Source organism: Microvirgula aerodenitrificans DSM 15089 (genome assembly GCF_000620105.1).
GTDB classification, from domain to species: domain Bacteria; phylum Pseudomonadota; class Gammaproteobacteria; order Burkholderiales; family Aquaspirillaceae; genus Microvirgula; species Microvirgula aerodenitrificans.
In genome coordinates this window covers 143,997-155,875 of the sequence record NZ_KK211072.1, presented here as the reverse complement: position 1 = coordinate 155,875, position 11,879 = coordinate 143,997, and the positions used below count along the sequence as shown (strand labels likewise).

At 64.8% G+C, this 11,879-nt stretch carries 11 protein-coding genes; 7 read left to right on the top strand and 4 right to left on the bottom strand.

Going from position 1 to position 11,879, the window contains the following annotated elements:
- The first annotated feature begins 1 nt into the window (after nt 1).
- Genes Q352_RS0118770 through Q352_RS0118745 form a run of 6 tightly spaced genes read left to right on the top strand, consistent with a single transcriptional unit; the run spans nt 2 to nt 5,099 of the window.
- Entirely contained in the window at nt 2-2,548 is a 2,547-nt protein-coding gene (locus tag Q352_RS0118770) for a glycoside hydrolase family 78 protein (RefSeq protein WP_028500630.1), read from the top strand.
- A 3-nt stretch (nt 2,549-2,551) separates the two neighbouring features.
- The gene (locus Q352_RS23980; RefSeq protein WP_211249658.1) at nt 2,552-3,121 is read left to right on the top strand and encodes an HI_1402-related protein; all 570 of its coding nucleotides are present in this window, start codon (nt 2,552-2,554) and stop codon (nt 3,119-3,121) included.
- Nucleotides 3,118-3,534: a hypothetical protein gene (locus tag Q352_RS0118760; protein WP_028500629.1), complete on the top strand. Its 417-nt coding sequence runs from the start codon at nt 3,118-3,120 to the stop codon at nt 3,532-3,534. The genes Q352_RS23980 and Q352_RS0118760 overlap by 4 nt, the downstream gene beginning before the upstream one ends.
- 57 nt (nt 3,535-3,591) lie before the next feature.
- Entirely contained in the window at nt 3,592-4,086 is a 495-nt protein-coding gene (locus Q352_RS0118755; RefSeq protein WP_028500628.1) for a hypothetical protein, read from the top strand.
- 60 nt (nt 4,087-4,146) lie between these two features.
- Nucleotides 4,147-4,689 carry a glycoside hydrolase family 19 protein gene (locus Q352_RS0118750; RefSeq protein ID WP_028500627.1) on the top strand — a complete coding sequence of 181 codons (543 nt, stop codon included), beginning with the start codon at nt 4,147-4,149 and terminating at the stop codon, nt 4,687-4,689.
- Nucleotides 4,686-5,099, top strand: a complete 414-nt coding sequence (locus Q352_RS0118745; RefSeq protein ID WP_028500626.1) for a hypothetical protein — start codon at nt 4,686-4,688, stop codon at nt 5,097-5,099. The genes Q352_RS0118750 and Q352_RS0118745 overlap by 4 nt, the downstream gene beginning before the upstream one ends.
- Before the next feature lie 746 nt (nt 5,100-5,845).
- Here Q352_RS0118745 and Q352_RS0118735 read toward each other — a convergent pair.
- Nucleotides 5,846-7,696 (bottom strand): bifunctional diguanylate cyclase/phosphodiesterase, encoded by a 1,851-nt coding sequence (locus tag Q352_RS0118735; protein WP_028500625.1) that lies wholly within the window; start codon nt 7,694-7,696, stop codon nt 5,846-5,848.
- 188 nt (nt 7,697-7,884) lie between these two features.
- Nucleotides 7,885-8,211 carry a BON domain-containing protein gene (locus Q352_RS0118730; protein ID WP_233495223.1) on the bottom strand — a complete coding sequence of 109 codons (327 nt, stop codon included), beginning with the start codon at nt 8,209-8,211 and terminating at the stop codon, nt 7,885-7,887.
- A 418-nt stretch (nt 8,212-8,629) separates the two neighbouring features.
- Here Q352_RS0118730 and Q352_RS23660 point away from each other — a divergent pair, with 418 nt between their 5' ends.
- Nucleotides 8,630-9,085 carry a GNAT family N-acetyltransferase gene (locus tag Q352_RS23660; RefSeq protein ID WP_051529096.1) on the top strand — a complete coding sequence of 152 codons (456 nt, stop codon included), beginning with the start codon at nt 8,630-8,632 and terminating at the stop codon, nt 9,083-9,085.
- Here the strand turns inward: Q352_RS23660 and Q352_RS0118720 are convergent.
- Both Q352_RS0118720 and Q352_RS22020 read right to left on the bottom strand, forming a co-directional pair.
- Nucleotides 9,067-9,468 carry a hypothetical protein gene (locus tag Q352_RS0118720; RefSeq protein ID WP_028500622.1) on the bottom strand — a complete coding sequence of 134 codons (402 nt, stop codon included), beginning with the start codon at nt 9,466-9,468 and terminating at the stop codon, nt 9,067-9,069. The genes Q352_RS23660 and Q352_RS0118720 overlap by 19 nt on opposite strands.
- 24 nt (nt 9,469-9,492) lie before the next feature.
- Nucleotides 9,493-11,631 (bottom strand): TonB-dependent siderophore receptor, encoded by a 2,139-nt coding sequence (locus tag Q352_RS22020; protein ID WP_051529095.1) that lies wholly within the window; start codon nt 11,629-11,631, stop codon nt 9,493-9,495.
- Nucleotides 11,632-11,879: the final 248 nt, after the last annotated feature.

Genomic DNA, 11,879 nt, shown 5'->3' with positions numbered 1-11,879 from the left:
CATGACCCAGACCACGCTGACCCCGTCCGACGCCCCGGCGCTGACGACCTCGCTGCCGGCGCTGACCACCAGCAGCGTCGCCCACCCGGATACCTGGAATCCGACCCATCAGGCGCTGCTCGACAACGACGCCTATCTGAATGCCACCCTGGCGTCGCTGAGCGACAGCACGGACACCCGCGTCGGCGAGCTCGATGCGCGCGTGTCGGGCGTCGAGGCGACCAGCAGCGTGGCTGTCCAGCGCGCGGTCAGCCTCGACTGGCTGTATCGCGGCAACCGCGTCGCATTCGAGCTGTTCACGCCCGGCTATACGCTGATCGATCTCGCGCCGGTCCCGGTGACCGGTGGTGTCAATGGTGACGACTCGCTCGATGTGGCCAGTACCGCCAGCCTGCGCGTCGGTGATTACTATGTGCTGGCTGATGCTGGCGGCACTGCAGCTCTGGTCCTGGTGTCGGCCATCCTGTCGGCGACCCGCCTGCGCCTGAGCGCCAACCTCAGCCGAGACTGGGCGGCCGGCGCGACCCTGTCGCGGTCGAGCCTCGACGTGCGCGGTGCCGCAAACGCGGTGGCCGCCGTTGGCGACCTCTACCTGAGCCGCCCGATCAATATCGGCACCGACCTCGACGGCGGCGCCGTCGTGCTGCGCCGCACGCTGAATGCCGGCGAGGCGCGGCTCTACTATCGCGATGCCTACCAGACGACCTGGCGCGAGTGCGGCTGGTCGGTGCGTCGCCAGGGCGATGGCGTGCCGGCCGGATTTGCCGACTACGAATACATGCTGCCGATGCGTGGCGACGGCGCACTGCGCCTCGACATCAGCGGCGAGCCGATGACGATTCAGCATCTGGTCGCACTCGGTGCGCCGACCGGCCTCGGTGGGTTCATCAACCCGTCCCAGCGTCCCGCTACCCCGGTGATCAGCGCGCCGGCCGCCGCGGCCACCGGCATTATGGAGCGGCCGACGCTGGCGCTGGCCGGCTACAGCAGCCCGGCCGGAAATGCCCAGGCGGCGGTGCAGTTCCAGGTGTCGGCGACGGCGGATTTTGCGGCGGTGCTGCACGACTCCGGCGAACTGCCGGCCGGGCTGTCCTACCCGCTGCCGGCCGGCGTGCTGGCAGTCGGTAAAACCTATCAGGTGCGCGCCCGTGTCCGTGACGTGGCCGGCCTGTGGTCGGACTGGTCGGCCGCCAGCGCGTTCACCACCGCTGCGTCGTTCGTCTACGTCGCCACGCCGACGCTGACCGGCCCGGCCATGAACGCGGTCGACATCCCCGAACAGCCGACGCTGGCATCGAGCCCGTTCGCGGTGTCGGTCGCGACCGACACCCATACGGCCAGCCAGTGGCAGATCCGCAGCGCGGCCGGCAGCTATGCGGCGCCGGTCTGGGACAGCGGGACCGATACCGTCAACAAAACGTCGGTCGTGACCCCGGCCGGCAAACTGCAGCCCGGCCAGAACAGCTATTTCCTGCGCGTGCGCCACCAGGGAGCAGCCCGGGGCTGGTCGGACTGGTCGAATGAAATCAGGATCACCACCAAAACCCAGTTTGCGAACGTGATCGGCATCGTGCTGGCCCAGACCGGCGGCGGAGCCGGGACCTGGCGGCGCATCGACGAGAACGGCAATGACCGGGTCACGGATGCGTCGTTTTTCAACACGCACCCGATCTATGGCGCCATCAGCAGCGTGACGATCGACGGGCAGGCGATGGTCCGCATCCCGGCGTTCTATGTGAAGGCCGGCACGCTGGCCGCAGGGCCATATGCGGGGCGTCGATTCTGGTCGATCTCGGACCAGCCGCTGCCCGGTTACACGCTGCACCCGGCGTTCATGGTCGATGGGGCGCCGGTCGCGCAGTTCTGGGTCGGCAAGTATCAGGGCACGACGGATGGCACCAAGCTCGGCTCGGTCGCTGGCGTGGCGCCGGCGGTGGACCTCGCCTCCCTGACCCTGAAGGCCAGGGCCGTAGCACGTAACACAGGAGGTGTAACCGGATTTGGTCTGTGGAATATCTACCAACTGGCGGCGATCCAGTTGCTGGCTCTGATCGAAATGGGGGGCGCTGACAGCCAATCCCTGATCGGTCAAGGCTGCGTCAACGAAATGGCCACACAGGCAGTCGATAATTCTCTCGTGGCGCAGGCAACTTGGCGCGGCATCGTGGGCCTGTGGGGCAACATCTGGCAGATAGTCGACGGACTTCGGACCGACGCGAATTCCAGATACATGGTCTGGGACAGGAACGGTAACAAAACCTATCAGACTACCGGTCAGACCGCACCACGCAGTGGAACCTATCCAGCCACATTCTCAATCGACAGTGGTGCCCTCCATGACCTGTCGATCTGTTTTTTACCAGCTACCGGAGACGAGCTGGCTGCCAACGGCAGCTCTGGAGACCTCTTCTACCAAAATCCCGTCTGCATCGCCTATCACGGTGGCCATGCCCGCGGCGGTGCGGGTGATGGCCTGTTCCATCTCAGCATCATCGAATCCGAATCGGCGGTAACCGGGCTCGCCGGCACTCGTCTCGCAAAGGTCTGACCCATGAAAATTGAAAACCATACCCTGATCCTCGGCGAGACTCTGCTGCCCCTGCCGCGTCTCGCCGCCCCGGCCGCCGTCGATGTCTGGACGGTGCCGACCGACTACCGTGCCGACGGCTATTTTGTCGCCGTGACCCCGGCCGGCCGGCCGCCGGAAATTCCGGCCTGCGCGATGGCTGATACCGAGTACCTCGGTCAGCTCGCGCTGGCGCCGGATGACGACGCGCTGCTCGATGCGGCTCGACAGGCGGCACTGGCACGCATCAATGCCGCATGCAGCGCAGCACTGGCCGCGCTGGCCGCCAGCTACCCGGACGGCGAGGTCACCAGTTGGGCGCAGCAGGTACGTGAGGCCGAGGCGCTGGCGCACGATGCCGAGGCCGACACGCCGCTGCTGTCGGCGATTGCCGGCGCGCGCGGGCTGACCGTGCCTGTGCTGGCCGAGCGGGTGCAGGCCAAGGCCAGTGCCTATGCGCTGGCGTCCGGTGCGCTGATCGGCCGTCGCCAGGCCGCCGAGGACCGCATTGCTGCCGCCGGGACGCTGGACCAGGTGCAGGAGGTGACGTGGTGACCTGGCGCTATCGGCTCGATACGGCCTACACCCTCAAATCCCCGCACCTCGCGGGGATTTGCTTTTGCAACGAGTGGCTGCGGATTGGCGACGGCGCGCTGACCATTCCGGCCGGCTACGCCTGGGACGGCTGCAGCCCCGCCTGGCGTGTGCCGGGCGGTCTGTGGCTCGGGACGCCGGATGGTCCGCCCGGCATCGACGGCCGGCCGCCGACCTTCTATCCGAGCCTGGTGCATGACGCGCTGTGCCAGTTCGCCGCCGATGTGCCGGTGACCCGGGCCGCGACCGTGGCGCTGTTCCACGACATGTTGCGCGCAGCCGGCATGCCGGCCTGGTGTGCCGCGCTGTATGCAGCCGCGGTACGGGCATTCGGCCCGGCTGCGTTCGGTGGCGATCCGCACCCGGCGACCTGACTGTTGTCCTGAATCCATCCCCGTCGTGTGCGGGGTTTTTTCGTCCGAGGGAACCGTATGACCCATATCCGCCGCCGTGCGTGGCAATTCCTGATCGCTGTCGTCGTCGGATTCGGCGCCCTGATTGCGTTCCGCAGTCTGATAGTCGCCGCGGTATCCGCCGCCCTGGCCGGCCTGTCCGCCCAGGCGGTCGCCGCCATGGTCGGTAAGGCGGCCACCACCACAGCCGTGCCGCCGGTGCACCTGACCGCGGCCGTCGGAGCCTTCGTCGGATCGCTGTTCCTGCTGCTGAACCTGCGCGGCCGTGCCTGGCCGGAAAAAAGCATGCTGCTGGCCGTGTCGGCCGGTGGTTCGTATTTCGGCGGCGTGGCCACCTCAGAAATCTGGGCACTCGGCCCGGGCGGTACTGGCTTCGCCGGCATGCTCTGTGGCGTGCTGCTGATCCCGATCGCCGACGCCGCGATGGCGGTGCTGAAAGACATCGCCTGGATCAAGCGCTTGCTGTTCGTCAGATTGGGTGGCCAGCGCGATGCCGGCGACAGCGAACAGTAATCAAGTCATCCCATTCAGAAGCCCCGCTCAGTCGGGGCTTCATCATTTTCGGAGATACCAATGTCAGACATCACACTCGACCAGCTCAAGCGGGTTTATCCGAAAGCCGGCGCCCGGGCGGCGACATTCCTGCCGCACCTGAACGCCGCCATGGCGCAGTACGCCATCACCACGCCGGCACGCCAGCGTGCGTTCCTGGCGCAGATCGGGCACGAGTCCGGCCAACTGCGCTACACCCGCGAACTATGGGGGCCGACCGCCGCCCAGTCGGGCTACGAGGGCCGGCGCGACCTCGGCAACACTGTTGCCGGTGACGGTCGCCGGTTCATGGGGCGCGGCCTGATCCAGGTGACCGGGCGTGCCAACTACGGCACGACGTCGCAGGCGCTGTTCGGCGATGACCGCGTGTTGCGCCAGCCGGAGCTGCTGGAACAGCCGGAGCTGGCCTGCCGGTCGGCGGCGCTGTTCTGGAGCCAGAAGGGGCTGAACACGCTGGCCGATCGCGGCGACTTCGCCACCATCACCCGCCGCATCAATGGCGGGCTGAACGGCCAGGCCGACCGGCTGGCGCTGTTTCAGCGTGCGCAGGCGGTGATCGTATGACCGCTGCGCTCTATCGCTACGGCGCCGGCGCACTGCTGCTGATCACCCTGCTGGCCGGCGTCTGGTGGCACGGCTGGCATACCCGCGACCAGCAGGCCGAACGCGCCGTCCAGGACAAGGCACTGGCCGACGCCCGCCAGACACTGACCGACTTCCGCACCGAATCCAATCGCCTGAATACCATCGCTGGCGACATCCAGACCCGCGTCAACCAGATCAACGCCAATGCCGCCCGGCACAGCACGGAGTACCGTACCTATGTCACCCAGAACCCTCTGCCTGCCGATTGCCGTTTTGATGCTGAGCGCCTGCGCCGCATCCAATCCGCCGTCGACGATGCCAACGCGGCCATCACTGTCAGCCAATCTGGCGGCGCCAGCGCCACAGATCGAGCGCCTGGCCAGCGATAACCCGGATGATCTGGTCGAGCGCTATCTGGTTCTGGTGCGGCAGTATGCGGCCTGTGTTGTTGAGCGCATCGGGTTGCAGCATGCCTACGAGCAGAAATGAAAAAGCCCCCTCCCGTACGGATTCATACCGTAATGGGAGGGGGCTTTTTTTGCGTTAAAGGTCCATGCACATACCGTTCTCCTGCATGTGAAGGGCTTGAATCTTTATTAATTCCCGGAAAGGCATGCCGAGCTGGCAGGCTGGAAAAAGTTGCCCAGTATCATGCAAAGGCTCTCTAGCGATGCACTAATGGGTGCTACAGGAAAAATATAAATCACCCAATGCATTGATAAAAAATACTTTTTAAGTAATAGCTCACCAGTCCAGCATCGGCGCCACGGCAACGCGGCGGGGCGGGAGCTGGCTGGCAAATCCTTGCCCTGACTGGGTTTTGTCGTTGTCTGCGGCGGTCTTGTTGCTGTCCATTTCTACCTGTTTTTGCCGGTTTTCGTCGCTTCGGTGCAGCGCCGGGAGCGCATGACCGCCGCTGCCGCACCCAGGAATGCTTTTGCTGCACTGAAAACAGTGCCATGGCAACGATAACTAAGCATTTGAAATCAAACCGGGAATTATCCTACCTCGCTCAAGAGAGGGTCAAGCGCAGAGGGAAGATCGTTTTCAGTGAGACCAGCCGCTTCCCGAAGGAGGGCAATCACCTTGGGCAAAGGCTTGCCAACAACCCGACAAGACTCCGGCCGGCCCCTCCTCACCAGACAACACTCTCCCTGCCCTCCCGCCGGAAATGGCAGATGCACTGCCCGGACTGCTTGGCCCGGTACATGTCCTGATCGGCATAGCGCAGCAGGGTATCGGCATCGTCGCCATCCTCGGGATGCATGGCCACGCCAATACTGGCCGTGACCTGTGCCGTCTGACTGGCGCCCAGCTCGACCGGGGTCGCCACGGCGGCGGCAATCCGTTCCAGGACATCGTCCATTTCCTGTGCGCTGCCCAGCCCGTTCAGCACCACGACAAACTCGTCGCCGCCCAGCCGGGCCACGGTATCGCCAGTGCGTACCACCTTTTGCAGCCGCTTCGCGATCTCCATCAGCAGCGCATCGCCCGCATCATGACCATGCTTGTCATTCACCGGCTTGAACCCGTCCAGATCCAGAAAGCAGACGACCAGCCGGCCCGGTTGCCGGGCGGTCCTGGACAGGGCCTGGTTGAGGCGGTCCGACAGCAAGCGGCGGTTCGGCAGGCCGGTCAGTGCATCATGGAAGGCAATATGCTCTACCGCCTGACGGTGATTCCGCGAATGGGTAATGTCGATAAAGGCAATCACCACGCCATAACCGGCGTCGGAGCAGGGAATGGCGCTGATCGACAGCCAGCACATTGCCTTCTGCGCCGGATGGATGAAGCCGACTTCTTCATGGTGCACCAGTTCCCCGCCAAGCAGGGCGCGCATGCCGGGGAGCTCGGCAGCGCTCATGCGCGATCCGTCAGCGTGGTACAGCCGCCCCTCGAACCTGCTGAGATCGCTGGACAGCTGCACCTTACGTTCCAGGCCAAGCAACTGCTCGGACATCTGGTTGCAGTCGACAATATGCCCCTGCGGATCCGTCACCACGACACCGACCGGCAGCACATCGTAGATGGCCTGCAGCATGGCCCGATGGCGCTGCAGGCGCATGATCAGCCAGGTGATCAGCACGCAGACCAGCAGCAGCAGGATATTGATCGCCACACTGCGCAGCCGGGATTGGGTGATATAGCTCTCGACCGGGGACATGACGGCGTCGAGATCCAGCCCGACCGCTGCGGCCATATCGCCCGTCCCCAGTTTCTGCCAGCCGATCAGCCGGTGCACGGCATCGAAATCGCTGTCCCTTTCCAGCAGCCCCTGGCGTCTTCCACTGCGGCCCGGATGGGGCACTTCATCGGGCTCGCGCTCGGTCATGGCCTGAGACAGGGACAGGGAGCGGGCCAGATAACTGCCGTCCCGGCGGATCACGTACACCACATCACGCGGCAGCAACTGCAGCTCGTGCCAGCGCTGCAGCAGGTAGGCGGGCGCGATGCCGATGGTAATGACCCCGGCAAAGCCGCGCTTGTCGAACATCGGGCGGGAGATCGGGATCAGCCAGGTGCCGGTCGTGCGGGCCAGCAGCGGCTCGCCGACAAACAGGCCGGACCGGGCCGTGCGCTGATGAAACCGGAAATACTCCCGGTCGGCCACCGAGATGGTGTGATTCAGTCCCACCGAGGAATACACCATCTGTCCCTGGGCATTGTTGATCGACACCTGCATTTCGGCCACGGCCGGAAAACTGGCACGGGCATAGGACACCGAGCGGAGAAAGCCGGAGAACTCCTCGTCAACGTACTCGTTGCCCAGGGTCTGCAGCGTGACATCGACCATCTGCAGCAGCGTATCGGTCTGCTGGGCAACGGCACTGGCCAGCTGGATGGCCCGGTGTTCCGCCGCCTGACGGGCGGTGTCCAGCAATTTCTGGTGCGCCAGGGACTGGCTCCACCAGTAGCCGCTACTGAGCAGCAGCGCCGCAGCCGGGACAAGCAGTGCCGCGGCCAGACGCAGGCGGGATGGCAGCATGAAAATAACGCCATAACGGAATCCGTTTATGACAATAGTTTTGGACAACCGGATATGCAAGCAATTGCAAATTGCCAATTCCGCACAAAAACAATGCCTTGCCCCATCCCGTGCTGCGGTGCATGCCGATGCGCCACGCGCCATGTCACCGCCCTGCCCTCATGCCGGACCGGCTGCCGCAAACAGACTTACGGCGCCTGCTTCAGGCTGATCTTGTTGTGTACCGATTGCACGCCATTCACGCTGCGGGCCACGCTCACGGCGCGATCGATTTTTTCCTGCGAATTGACAAAGCCGCTCAGCTGGACCTTGCCCTTGAAGGTTTCGACATTGATTTCGGCAGCGCTCAGGCCGGGGTCATTGAAGATGGCGGCTTTGACTTTTGTCGTGATGGCCGAATCATCAAAGTATTCACCGGTGCTTTCCTTGTGTGGTGTCGATGCACAACCGGCAACGGTGACAAAGCCCGTGGCCAGTGCCACAAGCAGCAAACTGCGCATATAGCGGTTTGACATGATCAGATCCTTCAGAAGTCAGAGTGCCTGCAAATGAATATTTGCAATGCGACTCACTTCAATCTGCACTTGCTGACACCCGCTGTCTGTGCGATGACGCACAGACAGCGGTTCCGTGTCCGGCGTATTTTCAGCGGGCCTGATCCTGCCCAGGATGACAGGCCCCGTACCCCCCGAAAAAAGGACACACCATGGACAATCCCGTCACGCAGCCGCCCCTTGCCACCCCCGACACGCCGGCGCAGCCATCACCCGCCGGACCGGAATCCGGCCCTCCGGCACCGGGCAAGACGCAGCCGGCTCCCCACCGGGCGCCCAGCATCCCGCGGAACCCCAACATCAATCCGGCACGCAAGTAATCCTCCTCCGGCGGCGACCATTTGCGGCACACTGGAGCCTCTCCTCTGCTGGAATGATGATGATGCTGATTCGCCATGCCCTCCCCGCCGACAATGCCCGGGCGCGGGACATCGTGCGACATTCGCTGCAAGCGTTTGCCATCGAGGCGGAATTCGACGGGCTGGACCAGGCCATCGGTGCTCTCGGGCGCGAAGACAGCCCCAATGCCATCGAACTGGTCGCCGAGTGGCGCCAGCAGGTTTGCGCCTGCCTGGCGATCCAGGAGGTCAGCCACGGCTGCGGCAAGCTGTCCGGTTTTCATGCCGACGCGGCCTGTCGCGGCCATGGCATCGGCCGCGCCCTGCTGTCGCGCGCCATCGACGAAGCCCGGCAGCACGGGCTGTCCCGGCTGATACTGGATACCTGTGCAGACATGCACGCGGCGATACGGCTGTACCAGTCGCTGGGCTGGCAGCGCATTGCCGATCCGTCACCGGATGCAGGCGCCGACCGCAGCTATGAACTGACGCTGTAGCCGGTCCTACAGCAGGACCGCGCGCCGTACCCGTCCCTGCGGATTGGCCGAAGCGCCGATTGGCTGTCCCGAAGCCGGCACCGCCCGCGCGCGCCCCCACTGCCGGATGCCCTCGATCTGCTGATGAGTTTGTCCGGATAGACCTCGACAAAGGCATACCCCGGGTGCAGGGCCAGCGAACGGCCGCGGGCCAGCATCGTCGGCAGGCTTTCGGAGTACTTGTAGTGCTGGATGATCTGCCCGGCACAGTCCAGCGCGGCAGGCGACAGGCCGACCGGCGGCCGGAACGAAGGGGCCAGTGACGGGGTATCGAGTTTCGGAGAAGTGCCTAAAAGAATGCGCGCCATCTGTTTCGCCATATTGACCGGGAGAGCCTGGCCCATTGCCTGTCCGTCATGGCTTGCGCGTCAATAACTGCCGCGCAGGGTCAGCATCACATTGCGCGGCTCACCATAGAAGTTGTACGCCGTGCTGGTGCCGACCGAGGCGTAGTACTTCCTGTCGAACACATTGTTGACCAGCACGCCGACGGTGAAATGGCGGTCCAGCCGGAAGGCGGCCCGGGCGTTGAATACTGCATAGCCACCCTGCCCCTGCACCGCGCGATTGCCGCGCGAGCTCTCGCTGCCGCTGTTCGCCTGCACGCCGCCACCGAGGCTGAAGCCGGGCAGGCTGTCCTCGCTGAAGCGGTAGTCCGCCCACAGCTTGAACTGGTGCGACGGGGTCTGGATCGAATAGGCCTTTCCTTCCAGACTGCGGTCCTTCACATAGCGGGTCATCAGCCGGGTATAGCCGGCAGTCAGGTCCAGCCCGCGCAGCGGGCTGCCGGTCAGCTCCGCCTCCCACCCCCTGCTCTCGATTTCCCCGCTGGCCAGATAGTACGGCGTGCTGCTGGCCGGGTAGTCCGGATCGCGATAGGCGCGATTGCGGTCGCGCAGCGTGAACAGTGCCAGCGTGGCGCCGAGCCGGCCGTCAAGAAAATCGCCCTTGGCCCCCAGCTCGTACTGGCGGCCGGTGCGCGGGTCGATCACGCTGCCATCGGCCTTCTTCTGCGTCTGCGGCACGAAAATGTCCGCATAGCTGCCATACAGGGTGACATCGCGGCTGACATCGAGCAGCAGCCCGCCATACGGCGTGAAATGATTGTCGGCCCTGGCATTGCCGGTGCTCCAGTCGGTAGGCACCGACGGTGACACATTGCGGCTCCGGGTCCGGAAGGTGGTAGTGCGGCCGCCGAGCACCAGGGTCAGCGGATCGGCCAGACTGGCACGCAACTGGCCGTAGGGCCCGTGCTGGCTGGTCACCGTCTCGCTGCCGCTGGTATAGCGGATCGACGCTTCGGGCACGCTGTCCGGCTGGCCGAACAGCACATTGGGCACGGCCGGTGCCGAGCCGCTCTTGCTGGCCGATTTCCGCCGGTCGACATTGAAGCCCAGCATCAGGTTGTGACTGCGTCCCAGCAGCGCAAACGGTCCGTTCAGGTACAGATCCAGCCCGTCGCGGTCATAGTCGGATTCGCTCTGACTGCGATTGAAGCGGCTGAAAGTGCCGGTAAGCGGATCAACACCGCTGCCCGGCCACGCATCTTTGGAATCGCTGTGCTGGCTGCGGTGATTCAGCGCAGCCCGGGCCACCCAGCGATTGTCGAAGCGGTGTTCGATGCTGGCCGACACTTCTTCGGTCCGGATATGGTAGTTGACCCAGTCCGGATAGACATTGGTCGAGCGGTCGGTATTGATCAGCCGGGCATCGGTATACAGCGGCAGGCCCGACGACGGTGCCGTGGTGTTGTCGTTCTGGATGCTGGCGGACAGCGCCAGCGTGGTGGCCGGCTGCAGATCGTATTCCAGCGTGCCGAACACCAGCCATTTGCCGGTGTGGGTGCGGTCTTGGAAATACTCGCGATCCTGCCCCGACACCACCAGCCGGCCGCGCAGGCTGCGGTCGGCATTCAGCGGGCCGGTCACATCGACCTCGCTGCGATAGTTGTTCCACGAACCGGCCGCCAGCGTGCCGCTCAGGGCGAATGCCGCGCCCGGCCGCTTGCGGACCATATTGACCACCCCGCCCGGCTCACCACTGCCCTGCAGTACACCGGCTGGTCCGCGCAGCACCTCGACCCGCTCGTACATGGCCAGATCGAACTGCTGCACGGCGGTCAGCCCGGCATAGGACGGCACACCGTCATACATCGCGCCCAGGCTGTAGCCGCGTGTCATCACCTGGTCATTGGTGGTGTCGTTGGCAATCACCGTCACGCCGGTAATCTGGCGCAGCGCATCCGACATGGTCACCAGTTCCTGATCGTCCATCTGCTGCCGGGTCAGCACCGACAGCGAGTTCGGCACCTCGCGCGGAGCAAGCGGCACCTTGCCGGCCACGGTGGCTGCATCGGCCTTGTAGCCGGGCATGGCCTCGGCCGTTACCAGCAGTTCCGGCACCTCGCGGCCGTCGGCCGGCTCCCCGGCGTCGGCCGGGCCCCGGGCCTGCACCGTCACACCATGAAAAACCGCCAGCAGCGGGGTCACATACAGCAGTTTGCGCATCGAGCCTGTCCTTGTGTCCGGATCGACGGATGGCACGGGTGGCGGCGGCATGACCGATCCCCGTGCAACCGGCAAATCCGCTCGCATCAAAGGCGAAGAATGGTAGTCGATGGTCATGGCGCAGCCGTGTGACCCATTGCCGCAGCCGGCCATGACAAGCCGCGGCAAATCGTCGCGGACCGCGCAGACGCAAGGCATGCCATGCTGATTTGCTATCAAGGAATCCTGCTAAAGCACTCGCGCCCCAT

Bases quoted from the DNA above. Each gene is read 5' to 3' on its own strand.
- Q352_RS0118770 (WP_028500630.1), top strand. From the start codon at position 2: ATGACCCAGACCACGCTGACCCCGTCCGACGCCCCGGCGCTGACGACC.
- Q352_RS23980 (WP_211249658.1), top strand. From the start codon at position 2,552: ATGAAAATTGAAAACCATACCCTGATCCTCGGCGAGACTCTGCTGCCC.
- Q352_RS0118755 (WP_028500628.1), top strand. From the start codon at position 3,592: ATGACCCATATCCGCCGCCGTGCGTGGCAATTCCTGATCGCTGTCGTC.
- Q352_RS0118750 (WP_028500627.1), top strand. From the start codon at position 4,147: ATGTCAGACATCACACTCGACCAGCTCAAGCGGGTTTATCCGAAAGCC.
- Q352_RS0118745 (WP_028500626.1), top strand. From the start codon at position 4,686: ATGACCGCTGCGCTCTATCGCTACGGCGCCGGCGCACTGCTGCTGATC.
- Q352_RS0118735 (WP_028500625.1), bottom strand. From the start codon at position 7,696: ATGCTGCCATCCCGCCTGCGTCTGGCCGCGGCACTGCTTGTCCCGGCT.
- Q352_RS0118730 (WP_233495223.1), bottom strand. From the start codon at position 8,211: ATGTCAAACCGCTATATGCGCAGTTTGCTGCTTGTGGCACTGGCCACG.
- Q352_RS23660 (WP_051529096.1), top strand. From the start codon at position 8,630: ATGATGCTGATTCGCCATGCCCTCCCCGCCGACAATGCCCGGGCGCGG.
- Q352_RS0118720 (WP_028500622.1), bottom strand. From the start codon at position 9,468: ATGGGCCAGGCTCTCCCGGTCAATATGGCGAAACAGATGGCGCGCATT.
- Q352_RS22020 (WP_051529095.1), bottom strand. From the start codon at position 11,631: ATGCGCAAACTGCTGTATGTGACCCCGCTGCTGGCGGTTTTTCATGGT.